We start from the raw sequence: 22,456 nt of genomic DNA, 5'->3' as shown, positions 1-22,456 counted from the left end.
GCCGCTGCCTTGCGCCTGCGCCGCGGGCGTCGTCGGGCGGTAGCGCAGCGCCTGGCCGGGAACCCGCAGCACGTGGTCGGCGCGGCTGGTGACGATGCGCATCGCCGCCGTCATGCCCGGCTTGAGCGCCAGGTCCCCATTCGGCACGCTGACGACCACATCGTAGGTGACGACGTTCTGCACCGTCTGCGGCGCCTGGCGCACCTGCTGCACCACCCCGGAAAACAGCCGCTCAGGATACGCGGCGACGTTGAACGTCACGCCATTACCCACCGCGATGCGGCCGATATCGGATTCGCTGACATTCGTGTCGACCTGCATCTGCATCAGGTCGGTGGCGATCAGGAACAGGGTCGGCGTCTGGAAGCTGGCCGCCACGGTCTGTCCCTGCGTGACATTGCGCGACACGACGGTGCCATCGACGGGGGAAACGATGTTGGTATAGCCAAGATTGATGCGCGCCGCTTTCAGCTGGGCTGCATGCTGCGTCACGGACGCCGCGTCGAGCGCCACCTGCGCCCGCGCCTGCAGCCAGGCGCTGTGCGAGGTATCCGCCGTTTCCTGCGAGACGATGCCACGCTGCAACAGGCTCGCATTGCGCGCATCGATGCCTTGCGCGTAATCGAGGCTGCTGCGGTCCTTCGCCAGCTGCGCGCGCACCATGCCCAGCGCCGCCGACTCCTGCTCGGCGACAGTCTGGTACGGGCGCGGATCGATCCTGGCGCACAGCTGCCCAGCCTTCACCTGGGTGTTGAAATCGCACAGAACGGACTCGATGACGCCCGACACATAGGTGCCGACCTGTATCGTCGTGACGGGATTGACGGCGCCACTGGAGACGACCACCTGCGCCACGCTGCCGCGTCCGGCCATGACCGTGACATAGTGCGGCAACGGTTGCGTCGCATGCCACCAGGCAAAGCCGCCCACGAGGGCAGGCAGCAGCGCCGCGACTATCAGTAGCAGGCGCCGCGCGATGCCCCGCCTGGCGTGGACGGCACTGCGCGGCCCGGCGTCAGGCGGGCTGCCGATCGTACCTGTCGGGATGGCATGCATAAGCCAGGCGGCCTCCCACGGAAAAATGAACCAGCGCCTGCCCATGTTAGCGCGCGGCGGCGCCATGCCGGTTGACGCAGATCACGCCACATTCACGCGACATCTGATCCAGATCAACTCCCGTCCCGCCCCCCCGCCCACAATACAGGTTTTCCAGCGGCGCCTCCCCTGCCCACGGGATGTGCCTGCCACCCACGAAAAAGCGCGATCGGACTCGCATCCGCTTGCCTGCCGTTCCGGAGCCAACCATGTACAAGACCATCCTCATGTATGCCGACCAGTTTTCCGGCTTCGAGCGGCGCCTGGAAGTGGCGGCGGCGCTGGCGCGCGACTACGATGCCCACCTGATCGGCACCACGGCCAGCGGCGGCGCACAGCTCGACTACATCGTCTTCGGCGCGGCCACGTTGGCGCCGCCGCCACCGCTCGACTATGAACCGCTGCGCGCGGCGGCGAGGGAGCAGCTGCTGCGCTTCGACAGCCATTGTCAGCGCCTTGGCGTGCTCTCCTATGAAACCCGCTTCCAGGACAGCCGCGCCGCCGATGCGCTATTCCTGCAATCGCTGTACTGCGACCTGCTCATCACCGGCCAAGGCGACCTGAGCGATCCGGGGCTCCTCTGGTCGGCACGCCTGCCCGGCTACCTGGCACTGCACTGCCCGCGTCCCCTGCTCGTCATTCCCGACACCGCCGATGCCGCCACGGTGCCCGGCCGCTCCATCGTCATCGGCTGGAACGCGAGCGCGGCTGCCAGCCGCGCCGTGGCGGACGCCATGCCCCTGTTGCTGCGTGCGCAGCGCGTGCAGGTCGTCGTACTCAATCCACGCCAGCGATTCGGCCAGCATGGCGACGAGCCGGGCGCCGACCTGGCGACCTACCTGGCGCGCCATGGCGTGCGGGTGGAAGTGAGCTGCCGCGACACGGCCGAGGAATGCGGCGCGGCCCTGTGCAGGCACGCCCAGGACAACGGTGCCGACCTGATCGTCGCAGGGGCGTATGGGCACAGCCGCTTCCACGAGTGGGTGGCGGGTGGCACGACACGCCATTTGCTCACTCAGGCCAGGCTGCCTGTCCTCCTGTCGCACTGATGATATCGTGTAGCGAGATGATGCATGCAACGGCTGTTTAAAAATCGTTTTCATGCAGGCCATTTACTCGCGCGGCGGCTGGTAGCGTACGCCGCCCATCCGGATGTCCTGGTGCTGGCCTTGCCCCGTGGCGGCGTGCCCGTAGCCTACATGGTGGCGCGCGAGCTGGACGCGGCCCTCGATATCTTGATGGTGCGCAAACTCGGGCAGCCAAGCCAGCCAGAATATGCCCTGGGCGCCGTTTCGGGCAATGAGATATGCTTCCTGCGCCGGGACAAGATCAAGTCATCCGGAACGGACATGGCAACGGTGCACGCCATGATCGACCGGGAAAAAGCGGAACTGTCAAGGCGCGAGATTCTGTATCGCGCCGACAGGCCCGCCCTGCCGCTTCACCACAAAATTGTCATTTTGGTGGATGACGGCGTTGCGACCGGTTCGAGCATGTACATGGCGATTCGTTCCGCCCGCTCCATGAAACCGGCAAAGATCATCGTCGCCACTCCCGTCGCTCCCCGCGCAAGCCGCAAAGTACTAGCCCGCATCGCCGATGAAGTGGCATGTCTGCACTCACCGCTCTCATTCATCTCTGTAGGCGAATGGTATGAAGACTTTCGGCAAGTCAGCGACACAGCCGTCATGCATTTGCTTGAAAGGCGCTGGACGCAGTTAACTCAAGCAGAGGGGGCCAGGCATTCAGGGGTACGTGTTTTCCCATGTCGCCAATAAGCAATTGGTCTTGGAGTACACTCCACTTCCTGGGAAGGATACTTTCGAATGAAGAAGAGCCCAGCAAGCAGACCAATGCCTAACAAGGCAAGAGTCCCTGGCTCGTCTATTACTTCAATGCGTATATTGGATATCACAATGTGTGCCTGAGATGGCACGTCCGATACAAATGCCCAACCCATTGCCATGTCAAAGCCTTGAAAGGGCGCTAGATCTATCACGATGGATTTTATTATATCGATTCTTGGCACAAAATAAAGTCGCGCCACATCCCGCTCGGTAGCCCCCCAATGAGTTACCCACTGGCCTTGGGGGAAAATTCTGAAGGCCAAGAGATCGTACGTCGGATCGATCGTAGAAGGATCTGCCATATAGTCAAGGTCATAACTAATCCTTAGAGTCTTTTGCGATATATTAAAATCGTTGGTGTAGTACTCGAATACGTCACTTGTATCGGTAATCTGCAGATCCGGCCCACCAACGCCATTTAAATATTTATTTTTATAAGATAGATATTGCTTCAAATCTATTTCGTTGGAAACGGAGGCAAAGCAAATGCACGCAGACATCGATACGATGATGAAAAACATCAATTTTATGATGTTCATGATTTTTCCTTTCAACATACTCTTCGAAAATACGGGAATTTTCTTCGGCGATTGTGCAGCTGCTTAGCCATATGCAAAATCAATGCCCTACCCTGGAAAAAATTACAAGAGTCTGTTTACAAAGGAGATTTTAAAAAGCAACGTGACATTCAAGCATGCATGTGTAAAAATCATCGGCACTGAGAATGGAGCCATGCTGAATCACAATAAATACTGAAGGAAGAGTAAAATATTTTCCTTTGTTAATCGAAATGCGCCAATCAGCATCATGGGTATAGTACGCATGGCATTCTGGAGAATAAATTTTTCACAGTCGAACACTTCCCTGTCTGCTTCCACCCGGCACTTGCCTGTCCAGCCACTCTCTCCAGAGCTGAAATGCCTACCCGTGGCAATTCAGACGGGTGGCTGACAGTCCCATCGCACGGATAGCATGGGTGCCGGCATCAGGTTCCCCCCTCCCTTGTTGAACGCCAGGCCGATGGGTTCCGGCAGGGCCAGAAGGACCGCATGCTGCGTCATGAAGGCGGCAGACTTGCTGATGTTGCTGGCGATCTGCGCCCGCGTCCTCCCCTTCGACAGTTCGCGGCCAATGTAATTGGTCATTTCCCGCACCATCAGCTCGTTACGCCGCAGATTTTCCACTGCCGAAGGCAAAGCGCCACATCGGGGGGCGACATTCGGCACGGGTCGTGTGAACACCGCACGACTCAAATTTGTACTATCGAAACACCTCGCTAAAAGGGGCAATTTCGACTGGAGGCATGCAGTTGGCCCGGCAACAATAGTGGAAATCACCGTTGCCACGAAAGCCGAAATATGGAACCACGATCCCCTTCTTTCGCATCGACCTGGCTTCTAGCCATGCTCCAAGGACAGACCTATGACCAGATCGCAGCGCGGTTTCGTGTCACGAAGTCGACGGTATCCAAATCGGTTGCTGATTTAGCGCGAGACCTGCAATCCGTCGTAGGTGTAATCGGCATCGACGAAGACAGTGCTCCCACTGCCCACGTGATACGAGCCCATGCAAAAGATTACCTGGAGGCGCTGGAACATTTCGTGCCGCTGGCAAAACCTGCGGGCACATCATCCCTGTTGCGGTTTCGAAGGACGCGTATCGACAAACCACCATCGTAGGCAACCGAGTGGATGTCTGCTCCCCAGTCGAATTGCTCCTGGCAGCCAAAGGGTTTCGCTGTAATTGGCATGTATTTCGTGTCTTAGAAAGTTTGTTGAGCATTGCTGCAAAACGATTTATGGCAACTCGGCCGGTGCTGACACGCATGGGCAGCGGCCGTTTCTGGCCGATAGAGGACAATCAGAATAGCGCAGTGTACGAGGCCGTTGCTGAGAAAGTAAATGAGAAAAATGTCAGGCGCGGCCTACGCCAGCGTGATGTGAAAACGGCCGCAGAAAGCGGCCGTATTGTTGAGGCTAGGCGGCGGAAGAAAAATCCCATTGCCCCAAGTTTGCCCCAAGTTCGTATTTTGGCAGGATGCGAAATCCTAAGTTATTGAATACAAACGAAAATTTTGGTGGGAAGTGCAAGTTTCGAACTTGCGACCCCTGCAGTGTGAATGCAGTGCTCTACCCCTGAGCTAACCTCCCGAAGCGAGGCGAATTATCGCATAGGTGTTGCGGCATCTGCAAGGGCTGGCGAGAGGAAATTTAGCGTGCTCCGCTTTTTTCTCAGGCAGTCGCTGGCGGCGCCGTGACGGCGGTCCAGATGCACTGGCCTTTGGCAGCCTTGTCGAGGCCGGCGATGGTCGCTTCGTGGGCGGCGAGTTCGTCGGGCGTGGCGCTCTGGAAGATGACCTCGGCCAGCGGCACGATTTCCAGCACGGCGCCGTCGGCGGCCACTTCCACTTCTTCCATGCTCAGACTGTTCTGTCCGCGCGTCATGGCCAGGTAGACGTCGGCCAGCAATTCGGAGTCGAGCAGCGCGCCGTGCAGCTTGCGGTGGGCGTTCGAGACGCCGTAGCGGTCGCACAGGGCGTCCAGCGAATTGCGCTTGCCCGGATGCATTTCCTTCGCCTGCACCAGGGTGTCGATCACGCCGCAGACTTGCTCGTGGACGGGCGGCAGATTCAGGCGCTTGAATTCCGCGTTCAGGAAGCCGATATCGAACGGCGCATTGTGGATGATCAGTTCGGCGTCGGCGATGTAGGCGCGGAATTCGTCGGCGATTTCCGCGAATTTCGGCTTGTCGCTGAGGAACTCGGTGGTCAATCCGTGGACAGCCAGCGCGCCCTCTTCCGAGTCGCGCTCGGGATTGATGTAATGGTGAAAATTATTCCCCGTCAACATGCGGTTGTTCAGTTCGACCGCCCCGATCTCCAGGATGCGGTCGCCCGTGCGCGGGTTCAGGCCGGTAGTTTCAGTATCGAGGACAATTTGACGCATGGCAGGTTCAGTCTTAAAAGCAAAAAGCGAAGGGCACAGTATAGCAAACCTGTGCCCTCCGGTTACGCCCTGCCCGCTGCGGCATGGCAGGAAATTTCAGTTCTCAGCCGCGCACGGTTTCCACGCCCAGGTTGGCCAGCTCATCGGCCCGCTCATTGCCCGGATGGCCATTGTGGCCGCGCACCCAGCGCCATTCCACTTCATGGACGGCCTGGGCCGTGTCCAGCGCCTGCCACAGGTCGACGTTCTTTACGGGCGCCTTGGCGGCCGTTTTCCAGCCCCGCGCCTTCCAGCCGTGGATCCATTCGCTGATGCCCTTCTGGACATACTGGCTATCGGTGTACATCACGACCTGGCAGGGACGTTTGAGCGCCGTCAAGGCTTCGATCACGGCCTTCAATTCCATGCGGTTATTCGTCGTGTTCAGTTCTCCGCCGTAAATTTCTTTCTTGGCGCCATTGGCCACCATCAGTGCACCCCAGCCGCCCGTGCCGGGATTGCCCTTGCATGCGCCATCGGCGTAAATTTCTACCTTATCCATCTTGCTGTTCCCGCCTTTTGTTCGTGACCGGTGCGCCTGCGGGCGCCGTCGCCGGTTTCTTGGTCCACGCCGGACCGATCAAACGCATCCCTTTGACGCGCTTGATCGCCTGCACTATATACACTGCGCCCAGATATGGCCACCAGCGCGCACCGGCCTTGTCCATGAAGGCATTGCGGCGCAGCCATTTCTCTGTCTTGCAGGCGGGCGCGTAGCAGCCGAAGTGGCTTTGGCTGACGCCCATGTTCAGCAATTTTAACCAGTCTTTCATGCGCGGCATAGAGATCAGCTCGCCCGCCTGCGGCAAATAATGGCGTCCCGTGACGCGTCCCAGGCCCTGGCGCATGCCCCACAGGCTGGCCGGATTGAAGCCGCAGACGATCACGCGCCCCTCCGGTATCAGTACGCGCTCGACTTCGCGCAAGACCTGATGTGGCTCGGCAGCAAATTCAAGTACGTGCGGCAAGACCACCAGGTCCAGGCTTTGCGAGTCGAACGGCAGCTCGTCGAAAGCTGACACGAGGGTCAAACTGCTCTCCTGCGGGGGACGCGCAGGCAGGCGCGAATCGAGCAGCCATTTGTTCGGCATGCGGCTGGCGGCCAGCGCGTCGAGCTGGGGCAAGCCGATCTGCACGGCATTAAAACCGAAGATGTCGACGGTCAGACTGTCGAGACATTGCTGCTCCCAGGCACGCACGTACAGACCGGCCGGCGTCTGCAGCCAGCCATCAAGCGCTATAATGGATTTTTCGGATGCCACACTGTCCATTCAGTTTTCTCTTTTGCTCATGACACACTCCCCTGAACACGCTTTATCGGTACTTGCCGTGCCCGCCTTTGCCGACAATTACCTGTGGCTGATCCACGACGGCCGCCACGCCGCCGTGGTCGACCCCGGAGATGCGATGGCCATCCTCGATGCGTTGCAAGCCCATCAGCTGACCTTGTCCGCCATTTTACTCACGCATCACCACGCCGACCACACGGGTGGCGTGCCTGAATTGTTGCAGCATTTCGCCGTGCCCGTCTTCGGCCCGCGCAATGAGGCTATCACAGCCATCACGGAACCGCTTGCCGAAGGCGATGTCGCCTATGTGCCCCAGCTGGGCTTGCAGATGACGGTCATCGACGTGCCCGGCCACACCAAGGGCCATATCGCCTACGTACGGCAGCGTACGGAGCAAGGCGATGCGCCCTGGCTGTTTTCCGGCGACACCCTGTTTGCCGGCGGCTGCGGCCGCCTGTTCGAAGGCACGCCGGGCCAGATGGCCGACTCGCTGGGCAAGCTGGCCGCCCTGCCCGACGATACCGAGGTATTTTGCGCGCACGAGTACACCTTGTCCAATCTGCGCTTTGCCAACGCCGTGGAGCCGGGCAACCAGGCCTTGCAGGAACGCATCGCAATCGACACGGAAAAGCGCCAGCAGGGCTTGTCCACCGTGCCGTCGACGATTGCCCTGGAGAAGGCCACGAACCCCTTCCTGCGCTACCGCGAACCGGCAATCCTGACCAGCCTGAAGGTGGAAGGCAAGCTGGCGGCCGACGCCTCGCCCGTGGAAGCCTTTGCGGCCTTGCGCATGTGGAAGAATAATTTCTGAGGACACCCGGGCAAACCCGCCGCGCACCGGTTTTTCCAGGCGTTGCAGACACCCATACAAAAAATCCCGGCCGTGCCAACAGCACTGCCGGGATTTTTTTATCCGTCTAGTTGATCAGAATCAGATTTCTTCGTACAGCGGCAAGGTCAGGAATTCGGCGAACGACTCCGACGTCGACATTTCCTCGAAAATCTGGCCGGCACGCACATAGGTCGGACCGTCGCCGCCTGGCGCATCGCGCTGCACCTTGGCCAGCTCTTCCGGAATCATGGCGCGCACCATCTCGGCCGTCACCTTGCGGCCGTCTTCCAGCACGCCCTTGCTCGAACGGATCCACTGCCACACTTGCGAGCGGCTGATCTCGGCCGTGGCCGCATCTTCCATCAGGTTGTGGATAGGCACGCAACCGTTGCCGGCCAGCCAGCTGCCCAGGTAATGGATTCCCACGTTGATGTTGTAGCGCAAGCCCGCTTCCGTGATCGGCGCTTCCGGCTGGAAGTTCAGCAAGTCCGATGCCTTGACGTCGATGTCAGGACGCTGCTTGTCGATCTGGTTCGGCTTGTCGCCGAGCACTTTCGTGAACTCGCCCATGGCCAGCTCCACCAGGCCCGGATGGGCAACCCAGCCGCCATCGTAGCCGTCGGTGGCATCGCGCGCCTTGTCGTTGCGCACGCCGCCCATGGCGATGTCGTTCTTTTCCGGATCGTTCTTGATTGGGATCAAGGCTGCCATGCCGCCGATGGCAGGCGCGCCCCGCTTGTGGCAGGTTTTCAGCAGCAGCAAGGCGTAGGCGCGCATGAATGGGGCCGTCATGGTGACCTTGGCGCGGTCCGCCAGGCAGAAATCCTTGTCCAGCTTGAATTTCTTGATGCACGAGAAGATGTAATCCCAGCGGCCCGCGTTCAGGCCCGAGCTGTGCTCCTTCAATTCGTACAGGATTTCATCCATCTCGAAGGCAGCCAGAATGGTTTCGATCAGCACAGTCGCCTTGATCGTACCCTGCGGCAAGCCCAGTTCATTCTGCGTCATGACGAAGATATCGTTCCACAGGCGCGCTTCCAGGTGCGATTCCATCTTCGGCAGGTAGAAGTACGGGCCGGCGCCGCGCGCCAGCTGCTCCTTGGCGTTATGGAACATGAACAGGGCAAAGTCGAAAATGCCGCCGGAAATGCGCTTGCCGTCGACCAGCACGTGCTTTTCATCGAGATGCCAGCCGCGCGGACGCACGACCAGGGTGGCGATCTTGTCATTCAGCTTGTACGACTTGCCATTTTGCTCCAGCGAAATCGTCTTGCGCACGGCGTCGAACATATTGATCTGGCCCGTCAGCTGGTTGTCCCAGTTCGGCGTGTTCGAATCTTCGAAGTCCGTCATGTAGCTGTCCGCGCCGGAATTGAAGGCGTTGATGACCATCTTGCGCTCGACGGGGCCCGTGATTTCCACGCGGCGGCATTCCAGCGCTTTCGGGATCGGCGCGATCTTCCAGTCGCCGTCGCGGATGTGCGCGGTTTCCGGCAGGAAATCGGGACGCTCGCCCGCATCGAGGCGCTTGGCCCGCTCCACGCGCACGGCCAGCAATTCCTGGCGACGCGGTTCGAACGCGCGCGTCAGCTTGGCCACCAGGGCCAGCGCGGCCGGCGTCAGGATCTGTTCATAGCCGGGCTGGATGTCACCCGTGATTTGCATGCCTTCGGGAAGTGCGATCGTGTTCTGCGTCATGAAGTTCTCCGGTTTTTAATAAATATAAGCAAAGGTAATCTGGCGATCCAAGTATAAGCGGAACGAGTGCGCGGGCAAGCTGGACAGAGGTGCAAAAACACTCTGCAGGGCGGCGCTTTTGTTCTATAGTATTGCACTATAAGGCATGGAAACGAGATTAAAAATCACTTCATCTATGCGTTTTTATCACAAGTAACGAGATAGCGAGAGCATCAAATGGGCCAGTTCAGACAAATATCAACGTTCGTGGAAGTCGTGGCCAAGGGCAGCCTGTCGGCCGCCGCACGCGCGGAAGGCATCGCGCCAGCCATGATAGGCCGGCGCCTCGATGCCCTGGAGCAGCGCCTGGGCGTAAAACTGTTGCAACGCACGACGCGCAAGCTGGCCCTGACGAATGAAGGCGCCGCCTTCCTGGAAGATTGCCAGCGCATCCTGGGCGAACTGGAAGAGGCGGAAGCGGCCGTGGCCGAGCGCAGCGTGAAGGCCAGCGGGCATCTGCTCATTTCCGCGCCTGCCGGCTTCGGCCGCCAGCACGTGGCGCCGCTGATCCCCTCGTTCGTGGCCGAACACCGCGACGTGACGGTGTCGCTGAACCTGAACGACCGCCTCGTCGACCTGATCGGTGAAGGCATCGACGTGGCCATCCGCATCGCCAGCCTGTCCGATTCCTCGCTGGTGAGCACGAAACTGGCGGACAACCAGCGCGTGCTGGTCGGCTCGCCCGCCTACCTGAAACGGGCAGGCACGCCGCGCATCCCGGCCGACCTGGCGAAACATAATTGCCTGGCGATCAGCAGCGAAGGCAGCCAGCGGGGCTGGACCTTCCGCGAAAACGGCAAGAATGTGATCTTGAAGGTGGCGGGCAATATGGTCTGCAACGATGGCGAAGTGCTGCACGACTGGGCCCTGGCCGGCAAGGGCTTGGCCTGGCGCTCGATGTGGGAGGTGGGGGCGGAAATCGAATCGGGGCAATTGGTGACGGTGCTGGACCAGTTCGCGGCACCCGGCAACGATATTTACGCCGTGTTTGCCCAACGCCGGCACTTGCCGCTGCGCATACGGGCGTTCGTGGATTTTTTGCGGCATTCGTACGCGCAGCCCGATTACTGGCGCGAACCCGCTTTCTGAGGACGCGGGACCAAACCTGCTGCGCGTCGGCATAGGCGGCCTGCGATGCTCACCGTACTTCAGTACGGTTGCGCTTCTCGGCCACCTCTGCCTTCCGCTCGCGACGGTTTTGTCCGGCGTCGTGACGTCAGCGGGGAAAGCCGCAGAGTTCGGTTTAGAGACTTGCGCTGACCAGGCTAGTGACGTAGGTCGGCTTAGCGCAGCGTAAGCCGATGATGCCCAGCCCAGTGGCGACAGGAATGCGGGCAGGCCGGTTTACGCGCAAGCGCCAGGCCAACCTGCCCGGCCGACACTGCAGCGCAGCCGCCCGGCAAATGCCTGCGCACGGGCAAAATATCCCCGCACAGCACGCAAAATCCATGTCTCACGCAAATTCAGGCGAAAAAAAATCCTCGGAGACCGAGGATTTCTTTATTTCGTTTGATCCAGCGTATTAGATTGGCTGAATGTTCGAAGCTTGCTTGCCTTTAGGGCCAGCGGTCACTTCAAAAGAAACGCGTTGGTTCTCTTGCAGGGACTTGAAGCCGTTCGACTGGATAGCCGAGAAGTGAGCGAACAGATCTTCGCCGCCTTCGTCAGGGGTAATAAAGCCGAAACCCTTCGAATCATTGAACCATTTTACGATGCCAGTTGCCATTACAATTTCCTATTTCAGTTAAGTTGGGCTTGCGCCCGTTATATCGTTTGAAGCAAGAAAGAAATGACAGACAAACTGCACTACTACCTCGAATCCAACGATGCCCAATTATACCAACAAAACTGAGAAAAACCATTCTTTCGCAAAATAAACTTGCGAACACCACTTTAATAGCCAAATCCCCGTCTTGCGGCGCCCTGTACCAGCGGCATGGACACACTATATCCTAATCTGCGACGCGGGTGCTTTGCGTTGCATCAAATGAATCATTGCAACCATATCCCTATGGCGCTGTCGCTTATGCCGTGAAATGGGTGGCGCCCGCATCGCGTGCCGCCCAATGCAACAGCGCCTCCACTTGCGCCCGCACGGCAGGCCATTCCGCCACCGCTTGCGCGGGCGCGTTGAGCATGGCGCGCACCAGCTGTTCGATGCGCCGGCATTCCTGCCCCAGCGCGGCAAAGCCGAAGGTGGCGGCCGAGCCCGCTACCGCGTGCAGCGCGCGGTGCAGCGCCGTCAACGGTTCCAGGCGGGGGCCTTCGCTGTCGCAGCGTCCGCTAGCCTGCGCGATCGCCTGCATCAGGGCCGGCACGCCAGCCGCATATTTTTCATTCAGGGCGCGCAGGCGCGCGCGAAAATCCGGGTCAATCAAAGTTGCCATCGCAATACTCGCCTGACGTGGCTTACTTGGTGCCGAAGATGCGGTCGCCGGCGTCGCCCAGGCCCGGCACGATGTAGGCATGGTCGTCGAGGTGCGAATCGAGCGCAGCGCAGAACATCTTGACGTTCGGATGCGCATTCTGGAACACGGTCACGCCTTCCGGTGCGGCCACCAGCGCCAGGAAGATGATCTGCTCGTCCGTCACGCCGCGCTTCTTCAGCACGTCAACGGCGTACACGGCCGAATTGCCGGTCGCCACCATCGGGTCGCACAGGATGAAGGTGCGCTCGTTCAGGTCCGGCAGGCGCACCAGGTATTCCACGGGCATGTGGGTAGCCGGGTCGCGGTACACGCCGATGTGGCCAACGCGGGCCGATGGCACCAGGTTCAGCAAGCCATCGCTCATGCCGATGCCGGCGCGCAGGATGGGGACGATGGCCAGTTTCTTACCAGCAATGACAGGCGCGTCGATGGTGACCAGCGGGGTCTTGATTTCACGCGTGGTCAGCGGCAGGTCGCGCGTGATTTCATAGCCCATCAGCAAGGTAATTTCCTTGAGCAATTCACGGAAGGTGCGCGTCGACGTGTCGTGCTCGCGCATGTGGCTCAATTTGTGCTGGATCAAAGGGTGATCGGTAATGAACAAATTCGGGAAACGTGGATCTTGTTTCATATTATTTTTCTTTCTCTGCTCTTTGGCGCGCGGCAAGCTTGGGCTGCGGGCGCGCCGCGTGTCGATAAAATGATGGATTGCAGCATTATCCCAGCCCACAGCCTGCCTGTGGCCGGAATTTTGAAATAATTACAGACAAAACCGCGCTGGCGCGCGCCGCAGACCAGGTCCGCCATGCCCCGAGCCTCGCTACCCGCGCAGCGCGCGCGCCAGGATGGCCGCGCAATCGGTGCCCGCCGGCAGGCGGCCATACGCGCCGCCCGGCGCCTGCGCCAGCCGCGATTGCAGGAATGCCTGCGCGACAAACGGCGGCGCATGGCGCAGCAGCAAGGCCGCCTGCACGGCCAGCACGATGCGCTCGGATAATTTCCTGGCGCCAAATTCGTCCGTTTGCGGACCGTCCAGGTCGGCCAGCAGGCGCGCCCGATAGCCGTCGAACATGGCATCGCCATCGCCCGCCAGCGCCAGCTCGGCCGCCAGGGCGTCGCGCGCGGCCGGCGACTTGCCGAAGGCGCGCAGGACGTCGAGGCACATGACGTTGCCCGAACCTTCCCAGATCGAATTGACGGGCAGTTCGCGGTACAGGCGCGCCAGCGGCGCCTCTTCCACATAGCCGGTACCGCCCAGCACCTCCATCGCTTCAAAGCCGAAGCCGGGACCGCGCTTGCAGATCCAGTACTTGCCGGCCGGCGTGAGCACGCGCGCCAGCATCGCTTGCTGCGGATCGTCCTTTTCATCGAAGCAGCGGGCCAGGCGCAGCGCAAAGGCCGTGGCGGCCTCGGATTCCAGCGCCAGGTCGGCCAGCACGTTCTGCATCAGCGGCTGTTCGGCCAGCGGCTTGCCGAACACGGCCCGCTGGCGCGCATGGTGCAGCGCCTGCGTCAAGGCGGCGCGCATGATGCCGGCGCTGCCCAGCACGCAATCAAGGCGCGTATGGCTGGCCATTTCCAGGATGGTGGGAATGCCCCGCCCCGGCTGGCCCACCAGCCAGCCGTAGGCATGGGTAAATTCCACTTCCGACGAGGCGTTCGAGCGGTTGCCCAGCTTGTCCTTCAGGCGCTGCACGCGGATGGCGTTGCGGCTGCCGTCGGGCAGGTAGCGGGGCAGGAAGAAGCACGACAATCCGCCCTCTTCCACCTGCGCCAGGATCAGGTGGGCATCGCACTGGGGCGCCGAAAAGAACCATTTGTGGCCGACGATGCGCCAGGCGCCGCCAGCCTCGTCGCCGAACAGCGCCTGCGCCTCGGCCGGCGCCACGGGCACGGCACGCGTGGTATTGCTGCGCACGTCCGAGCCGCCCTGCTTTTCCGTCATGCCCATGCCGACCAGGGCGCCCCGCTTCTGCTCCACGGGCAGGGAACGGGGGTCGTACTCGCGCGAGAGGATTTTCGGCAGCCAGCGCTGCGCGATTTGCGGCAGATCAAGCGCCTGGCGCAAGGCGGGCACGGACGCATACGTCATCGTCACGGGACACTGCGTGCCGTTTTCCACCTGTCCCACCAATAGATAGGCGGCCGCGCGCGCCACCTGGGCGCCGGGGCCGGGTGCGGCCCAGGGCGAGGCGTGCGCGCCGGCGCCCACGAGCATGGCCATCAGTTCATGCCAGGCCGGATGGAACTGCACTTCGTCGATGCGGCGCCCGGCCCGGTCGAACTGCTGCAGCTCGGGCGTGTGGATATTCGCCAGGCGCGCCAGCGCGTAAGTCTCGGCGCGGCCCAGCCTCTCGCCCAGCGCGTCGAGCTCCTGCAGCGCGGCGCCGCCGCCCTCGCGCAGCAGCGCTTCGATCAGCGCGCGATCGCAGGCGAACAGATTGACGTTTTCAAACGGCGTGGCCTGGTTGAAAACTTCATGCGTGTCAAAGGCATTCATGGGGGTCTCCCGCGTTTTGTTATCATGGCGCCCTTGCCGTCGCTGGCGCAGCGTCTACACCGTCTGCCAGCCAGACTAGCCTAAAGCGCATAGCAGGGCAAGCGCGCTACCGGAAACGGGCGCGGCAGAAAGTTTCCACATGGAACGAAAATGCCTGCGTGTGTCGCGCATGATGATTTTTTTCATGGAAGGCAGGAATATTTACAAAACCTGAAGCAATGTTGCTCTATTTCATGTAATCGGATGCTTTTCAATGATACATTTCGTGTGGATCGCGTTCCGATAGTCGCCCTCTGGCCCGCTATGGCACGCGTCGCGCACGATGCACTCTTTCCGTTGGCGCCCTGCCCTGCAGCGAGCGCCGACACTGATAACAAAAAGGTAAAAGCCAGCACGATGTTTTCCAGTACCCCATCCGCCGCCCACCGCGAGGCCCGCCACGAGTTGGATAACCTCATGGAAGAGGCCGGCGACGTCGTGTTCCGGCTCGATACGGACGGCCTGATCCTGTTCGCCAGCAAGCGCGCGGCCACCCTGTTTGGCGCGCCATCGGGCCTGTCCGGCCACTTGCTGCTGCCGCTGGCCGCCGAAGCGTCGCGCGCCGCGCTGCAAGCGGCGCTGGAAGATGCCCTGGCCGAACCGGGTCGCCTGGAAGTGCGCCTGCAAACGCCGGACCAGGAAATCTGGTTCGAGCTGCGCCTGTCTTCTTACCTGAACGGGAACGGCATCGCCGAATTGCTGGTGGTCGGGCGCGACACGTCGGCCCAGCACAATACGGAAGAACGCTTGCGCCACATGGCCACGCACGATGCGCTCACGGGCCTGCCGAACCGCCTGCTGCTGTCGGACCGCATCCGCATGGTGATCGCCCAGGCCGCGCGTTCGGGCCAGGGCTTTTCCGTGGCCACCATCGGCCTCGATGGCTTCAAGAAGGTCAACGATGGCCTGGGCCACCCCATCGGCGACGCCGTGCTGCGCCTGGCGGCCGCGCGCCTGCGCAAGACCTTGCGCGACAGCGACACGCTGGCGCGCGTGGGCGGCGATGAATTCGTCGCCGTGCTGCCCGGCAGCGCCACCGACGCGCAGATCAAGCTGGTGACGGGCCGCCTGCTGGCCACCCTGCAGGCGCCATTCGAAGTGGACGGCCACACGATTTACGTGGGCGCCTCCGTGGGCGTATCGATCTACCCGCTGCACGCGGAAGATGAAGTGCGCCTGGTGGCGCTGGCCGATGCGGCCATGTCGCGCGCCAAGGAAACGGGCAAGGCCCGCTGCCTGGTCTACAGCCCGCGCCTGAACGGCCCGTCGGAACACGACATCTCGCTGGAAGCGGCCATGTTCCACGCCGTGCGCGAAGGCGAATTCCTGCTCTTTTACCAGCCCATCGTCGACGCGCACACGCGGCAGATCCAGGGTTTCGAAACCCTGATGCGCTGGAAGCATCCGACCCTGGGCCTGGTGCCGCCCGTGCGCTTCATTCCGATTGCCGAAGCCAATGGCCTGATCAACCTGCTGGGCGCCTGGGCGCTGAAGGCGGCCTGCGTGCAGCTCAAGCAGTTCCAGGAAGTGGCCAGACGGCCGCTGTATATTTCCGTCAACATCAGCCCGCGCCAGTTCCGCAACGACAAATTCCTCGACGTGCTCGACGACGCCATCGCCTTTTCCGGACTCTCCGGCGAACACCTGGTGCTGGAAATCACGGAAGGCACGCTGATGATCGACCCCGTGCACGCGGAAACCATCCTCGTCAAGATGACGGAGCGCCGCGCGCGCATCGCCATCGACGATTTCGGCACCGGCTACTCCTCGCTCGCGTATCTGAAGCGCTTCCCCATCTCCGTCCTGAAGATCGACCGCACCTTCATCAAGGACTTGCCCGAATCGAGCAAGGATGCGGCCATCTGCAACACCATTCTCGACCTGGCCAAGCATTTGAACCTGTCCGTGGTGGCCGAGGGCGTGGAAACGGAGGAGCAGATGCACTTCATGGAGTCGCGCGGCTGCCAGTATGTGCAAGGCTACCTGACGGGCAAACCGATGCCGGCCCATGCCGCGCTATCGGCCTTGGGCGAAAAAACCTATGCGGCGCTGGTGCCCACGCCGTCTGCCAATGAACAGCGCGGAGGGGTGCAATGAACCCAGGCCATTTCACGGCGCCGACACAGCTCGGCAAAAACACCCTGGACCTGCTGTGGGCGCGCACGCGACAGCAGGGCGACATGCCCGGCTTCGCCAAAGCCATCAGCGCCATCCTGGGCGCCATGCGCGGCGAGGATGACCATGAATTCGACATCACGCAAACGGTGCTGTCCGACCCTGTCCTCACGCACAAGGTGCTGCGGCTGGCCAACAGCGGCATGTATTCGGCCTTCGGCCAGCGCGTCAACACGGTGTCGAAGGCCGTGCTGGTGCTGGGCATCGACGCCATCGGCCACCTGGCGCTGGGACTGAAACTGATCGAGGAGCTGTCGCAGGCCTCGCCCGACTCCGTCAGCGCCCACGTGGAAATGGAAAAGGCCGTGCTGGCCGGGATGGTGGCGCAGCAGGTAGCCACCAGCGCCGGCAGCCTGCAGGCCGAACAGGCCGTCGTCTGCTCCATGCTGCACACCCTGGGCCGCATGATGGTGACGTTCTACATGACGGACTTCTGGGCGCGCATGCAGGCGCATGCGGGGCCCGGCAACGAAGCGGCCGCCGCGCGCGAAATCCTCGGCCTGTCGCTGCCGGAAGTGGGCTATGCCACGGCGGCCCACTGGGGCTTGCCGCAACACCTGATCAACGGCATGCGTCCGATGGATCCGTCGCCCGACAACTCGCCCGTCAGCGGCGCCGACTGGATGGCGGGCTTGTCGACCATGGCGGCGCGCTGCGCCGACTCGCTGTGGCATGACGACGCGGCCGGCGCGGCGCAGGTGCACGCGCTGATCGACGACTACGCGGGCACCCTGGGCATCACGGCCACAGACCTGGTGGTCGCGGTGGACAAGGCCAAGGCGATGGCGGCAGCCGACCTGTCGATCGCGCCCCTGTCGAAACCGGCCGAACGGCGCGCGCGCCAGCTGGCCTCGACGCGCATGCGCGCCGAAGGCAACCGCGTCCTGATCAGCGGCCTGGCCGACCTGCGCGGCGCCATCGGCAGCGCCAGTCCCGGGCAGATGGTCTCGATGGCGCTTGAAACGCTGCACCAGGGCTTTGATTTTTCCCGTTCGGTGGCGTTCGTGCGCAACCACAGGGATCACCTGTACTCGGCGCGCATCAGCATGGGCGAAGGCATGGCCGACCTGCAGGACCTGATGGTGTTTGGCGACGCGTACGAGCCGAACGTGTTCCACGCGGCCCTCAATAGCGACCGCGTGATCTTCATCGACAATGCGCGCGACCCGAAATTTGCCGCCAAGCTGCCGCAATGGTGGAAAGCCACCCTGTCGGAGGCGCGCAGCTTCGTCGTGCTGCCCCTGTCGGCCAACGGCCATCCCACGGGATTCCTGTACGGCGACTGGGACGACAGCTTCCCGCCGATCCAATTGAACCAGACGGAATTCAACCTGATCAACGATATCCGGGCGTTATTGGTGCAGTCGGTGGAGATGCGCCATCAATTGGAATTGGTGGCAAATAAGGTGGCATGAGTACACCTGACCAAACCTACTGCGCGTCGGCATAGGCGGCCTGCGATGCTCACCGTACTAGAGTACGGTTCCGCTTCTTAGCCACCTCTCCCTTCCGCTCGCTACGGTTTTGTCAGGTGTCGCAAGTGTCGTTGTTAAACGAGAAAACGACCATCAAGGTCGCAGGTCGGATCAGGGCCGCAGGCCCGTCATCCGACAACATTCAGCTTACTTCAACTTCGGCGTAGAAACCGACACATCGCCGCACTGCGCGCGGTGCATCAGGGCGTGGTCGATCAGCACCAGCGCCAGCATGGCTTCGGCGATCGGCGTGGCGCGGATGCCCACGCACGGGTCGTGGCGGCCGAACGTTTCCACCATCACGGGATTGCCCTCTTTGTCGATCGAGCGGCGCGGCGTGCGGATCGACGAAGTCGGCTTGATGGCGATCGAGACGCTGATATCCTGCCCCGTCGAGATGCCGCCCAAGACGCCGCCCGCGTTATTGCCGATGAAGCCTTCCGGCGTCAGTTCGTCGCCGTGCTCCGAACCCTTTTGCGCCACCGAGTCGAAACCGGCGCCGATTTCCACGCCCTTGACGGCATTGATGCCCATCATGGCGTAGGCGATGTCGGCGTCGAGCTTGTCGTAGATGGGCTGGCCCAGTCCCACGGGCACGTTTTGCGCGATCACGTCGATGCGCGCGCCGATGGAATCGCCGTCGCGGCGCAACTGGTCCATGGCCGCTTCCATGCGCGCGATCAGGTCCGCGTCGCCGCTGGCCGCAAAGAAGGGGTTCGCGTGCACGTGCTCCCAGGACTGGAACGGCACGGGAATATCGCCCAGCTGGCTCATGCAGCCCTTGAACGTGGTGCCGTACTGCTGCAGCAGCCATTTCTTGGCGATGGCCGCCGCGCCGACCACGGGCGCCGTCAGGCGCGCCGAGGAACGCCCGCCGCCGCGCGGATCGCGCACGCCGTATTTGTGCCAGTACGTGTAGTCGGCGTGGCCGGGACGGAAGCTTTCCGCGATATTGCCGTAATCCTTGCTGCGCTGGTCTTCATTGCGGATCAGCAGCGCGATGGGCGTGCCCGTCGTCACGCCCTGATACACGCCGGACAGGATCTCCACCGTATCCGGTTCCTGGCGCTGCGTCACGTGGCGCGACGTGCCCGGCTTGCGGCGGTCCAGCTCGGGCTGGATATCGGCTTCCGACAGGACCAGCCCTGGAGGACAGCCATCGATCACGCAGCCGATGGCCGGACCATGCGATTCGCCGAAAGTGGTAACAGTAAACAGCTTGCCAAAAGAATTACCGGACATAGTAGGGAGTGTGAAAGACTGGAAAACTCAATTCTACCAGCCTGCGGGGCATGCCATGCCGCGAATGCCGCAGCAAGCACAATATTGCCCCGCCAAAATCGCCATTTTCCAATACCGTGTTTTTTTTCATATAAAAAACACCAAATATGAGTTGCAATCATGCAATAGAAGAAATATTGCACTCCACAGGAGATTTAAAAAAACATTTTGCTTATTAAATAGCTATATACTTGGATCAAAGCGCGCTACACAATACCTGTTGTAAAACCGGATTTGTGCTGCGCCGAGAGCGCATCACAAAATGCCCAGGGCTAGGCGTCGTTGCCGAAGACAGTACGCAAGTACGGCGAGGCAACGCAACAACGCCATGGGCTTTTGTGACGCGCTCGTAAAAATATCGAGTCATCCTGGAGAAGCTATACATGCCCGCACCGATCATCCCCCTTGACGCCAACAAGGACGATCACGACGACCTGGTATTCCTCGATGAGCAACCAGCGGCGCCGCTGGCCGCCGCACCGCGCAGCGTCTGGCGGGTGATGATCATCGACGACGATGAAGACGTCCACTCCACCACCACTTTCGCCCTGGGCAACCTGGAAATGCAGCACCGCCCGCTGGAATTCGTGCATGCGTATTCGGCCGGCCAGGCGCGCGAACTGCTCAAGCATGAAGACGACATCGCCGTCATCCTGCTCGACGTGGTGATGGAACAGGATGACGCTGGCCTGCACCTGGTGCGCTACATCCGCGAAACGCTGAAAATGACGGACGTGCGCATCATCCTGCGCACGGGCCAGCCCGGCTATGCGCCGGAAATCGACGCCATCCGCGATTTCGACATCAACGACTACAAGACCAAGTCCGAACTGACGCGCATCAAGCTGTTTACCACGGTGACGGCGGCCATCCGCTCGTACGAGCAGATACGCTCGATCAGCAACAGCCGGCGCGGCCTGGACCAGATCGTCCACGCCAGCACGCAGCTGATGGCGCTGCACGGCGTGCAGAACTTCTCGGCCGGCGTGCTGGCGCAGATCGCCGACCTGCTGGGCATCCGCGCCGACGGCGTGCTGTGCGTGCAGGACTTGCAGGACAACGGCGGCAAGGAGCTGCTCGTCTCGGCCTGCACGGGCAGCTTTTCCAGCCTGCCGCACAGCGCCCTGTGCGGCCTGCAGAACCCCCGCGTGATGGCGGCCATCGAGCACACCCTGGCGCAGCGGCGCAACGTCTACGCGCACGACTACGCCACCCTGTACTTCGCGGGCAAGGCCAGCCGCGACGCGGCCGCCTACCTGGTCTTGCCCCGCCCCCTCTCGGCCATTGATGAAAGCCTGCTGGAAGTGTTTTGCAGCAACGTCGCCGTGGGGCTGGACAACGTGGAGCTGGTATCGCACCTGCACAATGCCGCCTTCTACGATCAATTGTCGAAGCTGCCGAACCGCACGCGCCTGGTGGAAATTCTCGACGCCACCCTGGCCGGCCCCGCGCGCGACGACGCCACCCTGTCGCTGGTCGACCTCGACCATTTTGCCGAGACCAACGATGCGCTGGGGCACCAGTTCGGCGACACCCTGCTGATCGCCGTGGCGGGCCGCTTGCAAACCCAGCTGGGACCGCAGCTGACGGTGGCGCGCCTGGGCGGCGACATCTTTTGCGTGCTGGGCGACTCGTCGCAAGTCAACCCGGCCAAGATCCTGGCCCTGTTCCAGCCGCCCTTCTGCATCGAAGGCCAGGATGTGCAGCTGTCGGCCACCCTGGGCCTGGTGCGGCTGGGCGAACATACGGGCACGGGCGCCGACGCGCTGAAGGATGCCGACATCGCCCTGAAGCGGGCGAAAAGCCAGCAGCGCGCCGGGCACTTCTATTTCTCGCGCAGCATGGGCATCGAAATCCGCGAACGGGTGCGCATGATGCACGCGCTGCGCACGGCCTTCAGCCAGGACCAGCTGTTTGTCGTGTACCAGCCGCAGATCGACCTGACCACGCGCCGCCCCGTGGGTGCCGAAGCGCTGCTGCGCTGGCAGACGCCGGACGGCAAGTTCATCTCGCCCGACCGCTTCATCCCCATCGCCGAGTATTCGGGCATCATCATCGACCTGGGCGAATGGGTGCTGCGCACGGCGTGCCGCGAACTGGTGCTGCTGCGCGAGCAGGGCCACCGCAACTTCGTCATGTCCGTCAACGTGTCGCAAGTGCAGTTCCGCCATCCCCTGTTTCTGGAAATGCTGCGCGCGGCGCTGGAAGAGACGCAGGCGCCGCCCGAGTTCATCGAGCTGGAAATCACGGAATCGATGGCCATGGAAGAGCCGGACATGCTGATCAAGATGCTGTGGCAAATCAAGCAGACGGGCGTGAGCATCGCCATCGACGACTTCGGCACGGGCTTTTCCTCGCTCTCCTATTTGCAGCGCCTGCAAGTGGACCGCCTGAAGATCGACCGCGCCTTCGTGACGGAAATCACGGGGTCCGCGCGCGGCAGCAGCATCGCCGAAATGGTCATCCAGCTGGGCCGCAACCTGGGCCTGGCCGTGATCGCCGAAGGCGTGGAAGACGAGCGCCAGGCGCAGATTCTGCATGCGCTGGGCTGCCCGATGGCGCAGGGCTTTTTGTTCGCCCGCCCCATGACGGCCGCGGCGCTGGGCAGCTGGCTGAACAACGAGGCGCTGCAGGGCGCGGCCTAGGTGTGATGTTTCAATAGGTTGTTGTGGTTCATTCGGATTGGATTTGAGACACTGGAAATCGCCAAACCCCCAGTTCTCAAGGAAACCAACCGAATGAACATCCATAAGAATGCCCGATTAACTCTGAT

The 22,456-nt window shown here is 61.7% G+C and carries 21 protein-coding genes and 1 tRNA gene; 9 read left to right on the top strand and 13 right to left on the bottom strand.

Features of this window, described 5'->3' with window-relative positions; genetic code table 11:
- Positions 1-1,056: efflux RND transporter periplasmic adaptor subunit (locus tag GCN74_RS26750; RefSeq protein ID WP_226939250.1), on the bottom strand; the 1,056-nt coding region annotated here is incomplete at its 3' end.
- A 248-nt stretch (positions 1,057-1,304) separates the two neighbouring features.
- Here GCN74_RS26750 and GCN74_RS26745 point away from each other — a divergent pair.
- Together GCN74_RS26745 and GCN74_RS26740 are read left to right on the top strand one after the other, a co-directional pair.
- Positions 1,305-2,144, top strand: a complete 840-nt coding sequence (locus GCN74_RS26745; protein WP_193317283.1) for a universal stress protein — start codon at positions 1,305-1,307, stop codon at positions 2,142-2,144.
- Positions 2,145-2,168: 24 nt separating this feature from the next.
- Positions 2,169-2,873, top strand: coding sequence for a phosphoribosyltransferase (locus GCN74_RS26740; RefSeq protein ID WP_152259471.1), 705 nt, complete (start codon positions 2,169-2,171; stop codon positions 2,871-2,873).
- On the opposite strand, the gene GCN74_RS26735 is transcribed toward GCN74_RS26740, so the two are convergent.
- Both GCN74_RS26735 and GCN74_RS26730 read right to left on the bottom strand, forming a co-directional pair.
- Positions 2,819-3,481, bottom strand: coding sequence for a PEP-CTERM sorting domain-containing protein (locus GCN74_RS26735; RefSeq protein ID WP_193317282.1), 663 nt, complete (start codon positions 3,479-3,481; stop codon positions 2,819-2,821). The genes GCN74_RS26740 and GCN74_RS26735 overlap by 55 nt on opposite strands.
- A 396-nt stretch (positions 3,482-3,877) precedes the next feature.
- The gene (locus GCN74_RS26730; RefSeq protein ID WP_193317281.1) at positions 3,878-4,087 is read right to left on the bottom strand and encodes a hypothetical protein; all 210 of its coding nucleotides are present in this window, start codon (positions 4,085-4,087) and stop codon (positions 3,878-3,880) included.
- 213 nt (positions 4,088-4,300) lie between these two features.
- Between GCN74_RS26730 and GCN74_RS26725 the strand changes: the two genes are divergently transcribed.
- Entirely contained in the window at positions 4,301-4,621 is a 321-nt protein-coding gene (locus GCN74_RS26725; protein ID WP_152259469.1) for a hypothetical protein, read from the top strand.
- Positions 4,622-4,716: 95 nt separating this feature from the next.
- Positions 4,717-5,001, top strand: coding sequence for a hypothetical protein (locus tag GCN74_RS26720; protein ID WP_152259468.1), 285 nt, complete (start codon positions 4,717-4,719; stop codon positions 4,999-5,001).
- A 16-nt stretch (positions 5,002-5,017) separates the two neighbouring features.
- On the opposite strand, the gene GCN74_RS26715 is transcribed toward GCN74_RS26720, so the two are convergent.
- The 4 genes from GCN74_RS26715 to GCN74_RS26700 all read right to left on the bottom strand — a co-directional run bounded on the left by GCN74_RS26715 (position 5,018) and on the right by GCN74_RS26700 (position 7,197).
- Positions 5,018-5,092, bottom strand: a tRNA-Val gene (locus tag GCN74_RS26715).
- A gap of 81 nt (positions 5,093-5,173) precedes the next feature.
- Positions 5,174-5,887: a DNA polymerase III subunit epsilon gene (dnaQ, locus tag GCN74_RS26710; RefSeq protein ID WP_152259467.1), complete on the bottom strand. Its 714-nt coding sequence runs from the start codon at positions 5,885-5,887 to the stop codon at positions 5,174-5,176.
- A 103-nt stretch (positions 5,888-5,990) separates the two neighbouring features.
- Positions 5,991-6,428 (bottom strand): ribonuclease HI, encoded by a 438-nt coding sequence (gene rnhA, locus GCN74_RS26705; protein WP_152259466.1) that lies wholly within the window; start codon positions 6,426-6,428, stop codon positions 5,991-5,993.
- Positions 6,421-7,197 (bottom strand): class I SAM-dependent methyltransferase, encoded by a 777-nt coding sequence (locus tag GCN74_RS26700; RefSeq protein ID WP_152259465.1) that lies wholly within the window; start codon positions 7,195-7,197, stop codon positions 6,421-6,423. The genes rnhA and GCN74_RS26700 overlap by 8 nt, the downstream gene beginning before the upstream one ends.
- 19 nt (positions 7,198-7,216) lie before the next feature.
- Here GCN74_RS26700 and gloB point away from each other — a divergent pair, with 19 nt between their 5' ends.
- Positions 7,217-8,026, top strand: a complete 810-nt coding sequence (gloB, locus tag GCN74_RS26695; RefSeq protein ID WP_152259464.1) for a hydroxyacylglutathione hydrolase — start codon at positions 7,217-7,219, stop codon at positions 8,024-8,026.
- A 120-nt stretch (positions 8,027-8,146) separates the two neighbouring features.
- Here the strand turns inward: gloB and aceB are convergent, their stop codons facing one another.
- Entirely contained in the window at positions 8,147-9,745 is a 1,599-nt protein-coding gene (aceB, locus tag GCN74_RS26690; protein ID WP_152259463.1) for a malate synthase A, read from the bottom strand.
- A gap of 216 nt (positions 9,746-9,961) precedes the next feature.
- On the opposite strand from aceB, the gene GCN74_RS26685 reads away from it, so the two are divergent.
- Complete coding sequence (locus GCN74_RS26685; protein ID WP_152259462.1) at positions 9,962-10,873, top strand: LysR family transcriptional regulator; 912 nt, start codon at positions 9,962-9,964, stop codon at positions 10,871-10,873.
- 433 nt (positions 10,874-11,306) lie between these two features.
- On the opposite strand, the gene GCN74_RS26680 is transcribed toward GCN74_RS26685, so the two are convergent.
- The 4 genes from GCN74_RS26680 to GCN74_RS26665 form a co-directional block, all read right to left on the bottom strand.
- Positions 11,307-11,510, bottom strand: coding sequence for a cold-shock protein (locus GCN74_RS26680; protein ID WP_010398811.1), 204 nt, complete (start codon positions 11,508-11,510; stop codon positions 11,307-11,309).
- Between the two features lie 298 nt (positions 11,511-11,808).
- Entirely contained in the window at positions 11,809-12,171 is a 363-nt protein-coding gene (locus tag GCN74_RS26675) for an Hpt domain-containing protein (protein WP_152259461.1), read from the bottom strand.
- Between the two features lie 22 nt (positions 12,172-12,193).
- On the bottom strand, positions 12,194-12,844 hold the full coding sequence (gene upp / locus GCN74_RS26670) for a uracil phosphoribosyltransferase (protein WP_046682928.1): 651 nt from the start codon (positions 12,842-12,844) through the stop codon (positions 12,194-12,196).
- Between the two features lie 189 nt (positions 12,845-13,033).
- Entirely contained in the window at positions 13,034-14,713 is a 1,680-nt protein-coding gene (locus GCN74_RS26665; RefSeq protein WP_152259460.1) for an isovaleryl-CoA dehydrogenase, read from the bottom strand.
- 456 nt (positions 14,714-15,169) lie between these two features.
- Here GCN74_RS26665 and GCN74_RS26660 point away from each other — a divergent pair, with 456 nt between their 5' ends.
- A complete protein-coding gene (locus tag GCN74_RS26660; protein ID WP_413541567.1) occupies positions 15,170-16,849 on the top strand; it encodes a putative bifunctional diguanylate cyclase/phosphodiesterase in 1,680 nt (559 codons plus the stop codon).
- A complete protein-coding gene (locus GCN74_RS26655) occupies positions 16,846-18,342 on the top strand; it encodes an HDOD domain-containing protein (RefSeq protein ID WP_152259458.1) in 1,497 nt (498 codons plus the stop codon). Before GCN74_RS26660 ends, GCN74_RS26655 begins: the two co-directional genes overlap by 4 nt.
- Before the next feature lie 207 nt (positions 18,343-18,549).
- Here GCN74_RS26655 and aroC read toward each other — a convergent pair whose 3' ends face one another.
- Complete coding sequence (aroC, locus tag GCN74_RS26650) at positions 18,550-19,644, bottom strand: chorismate synthase (protein WP_152259457.1); 1,095 nt, start codon at positions 19,642-19,644, stop codon at positions 18,550-18,552.
- Between the two features lie 422 nt (positions 19,645-20,066).
- On the opposite strand from aroC, the gene GCN74_RS26645 reads away from it, so the two are divergent.
- Positions 20,067-22,328: a putative bifunctional diguanylate cyclase/phosphodiesterase gene (locus tag GCN74_RS26645; protein ID WP_152259456.1), complete on the top strand. Its 2,262-nt coding sequence runs from the start codon at positions 20,067-20,069 to the stop codon at positions 22,326-22,328.
- Positions 22,329-22,456: the final 128 nt, after the last annotated feature.

Origin of the sequence: Janthinobacterium sp. FT14W, assembly GCF_009208755.1 — a bacterium.
Lineage (GTDB): Bacteria > Pseudomonadota > Gammaproteobacteria > Burkholderiales > Burkholderiaceae_D > Janthinobacterium > Janthinobacterium violaceinigrum.
This window is presented reverse-complemented; position numbering and strand designations above follow the sequence as displayed.

Bases quoted from the DNA above. Each gene is read 5' to 3' on its own strand.
- GCN74_RS26745 (WP_193317283.1), top strand. From the start codon at position 1,305: ATGTACAAGACCATCCTCATGTATGCCGACCAGTTTTCCGGCTTCGAG.
- GCN74_RS26740 (WP_152259471.1), top strand. From the start codon at position 2,169: ATGCAACGGCTGTTTAAAAATCGTTTTCATGCAGGCCATTTACTCGCG.
- GCN74_RS26735 (WP_193317282.1), bottom strand. From the start codon at position 3,481: ATGAACATCATAAAATTGATGTTTTTCATCATCGTATCGATGTCTGCG.
- GCN74_RS26730 (WP_193317281.1), bottom strand. From the start codon at position 4,087: ATGACCAATTACATTGGCCGCGAACTGTCGAAGGGGAGGACGCGGGCG.
- GCN74_RS26725 (WP_152259469.1), top strand. From the start codon at position 4,301: ATGGAACCACGATCCCCTTCTTTCGCATCGACCTGGCTTCTAGCCATG.
- dnaQ (WP_152259467.1), bottom strand. From the start codon at position 5,887: ATGCGTCAAATTGTCCTCGATACTGAAACTACCGGCCTGAACCCGCGC.
- rnhA (WP_152259466.1), bottom strand. From the start codon at position 6,428: ATGGATAAGGTAGAAATTTACGCCGATGGCGCATGCAAGGGCAATCCC.
- GCN74_RS26700 (WP_152259465.1), bottom strand. From the start codon at position 7,197: ATGGACAGTGTGGCATCCGAAAAATCCATTATAGCGCTTGATGGCTGG.
- gloB (WP_152259464.1), top strand. From the start codon at position 7,217: ATGACACACTCCCCTGAACACGCTTTATCGGTACTTGCCGTGCCCGCC.
- aceB (WP_152259463.1), bottom strand. From the start codon at position 9,745: ATGACGCAGAACACGATCGCACTTCCCGAAGGCATGCAAATCACGGGT.
- GCN74_RS26685 (WP_152259462.1), top strand. From the start codon at position 9,962: ATGGGCCAGTTCAGACAAATATCAACGTTCGTGGAAGTCGTGGCCAAG.
- GCN74_RS26680 (WP_010398811.1), bottom strand. From the start codon at position 11,510: ATGGCAACTGGCATCGTAAAATGGTTCAATGATTCGAAGGGTTTCGGC.
- GCN74_RS26675 (WP_152259461.1), bottom strand. From the start codon at position 12,171: ATGGCAACTTTGATTGACCCGGATTTTCGCGCGCGCCTGCGCGCCCTG.
- upp (WP_046682928.1), bottom strand. From the start codon at position 12,844: ATGAAACAAGATCCACGTTTCCCGAATTTGTTCATTACCGATCACCCT.
- GCN74_RS26665 (WP_152259460.1), bottom strand. From the start codon at position 14,713: ATGAATGCCTTTGACACGCATGAAGTTTTCAACCAGGCCACGCCGTTT.
- GCN74_RS26660 (WP_413541567.1), top strand. From the start codon at position 15,170: ATGGAAGAGGCCGGCGACGTCGTGTTCCGGCTCGATACGGACGGCCTG.
- GCN74_RS26655 (WP_152259458.1), top strand. From the start codon at position 16,846: ATGAACCCAGGCCATTTCACGGCGCCGACACAGCTCGGCAAAAACACC.
- aroC (WP_152259457.1), bottom strand. From the start codon at position 19,644: ATGTCCGGTAATTCTTTTGGCAAGCTGTTTACTGTTACCACTTTCGGC.
- GCN74_RS26645 (WP_152259456.1), top strand. From the start codon at position 20,067: ATGCCCGCACCGATCATCCCCCTTGACGCCAACAAGGACGATCACGAC.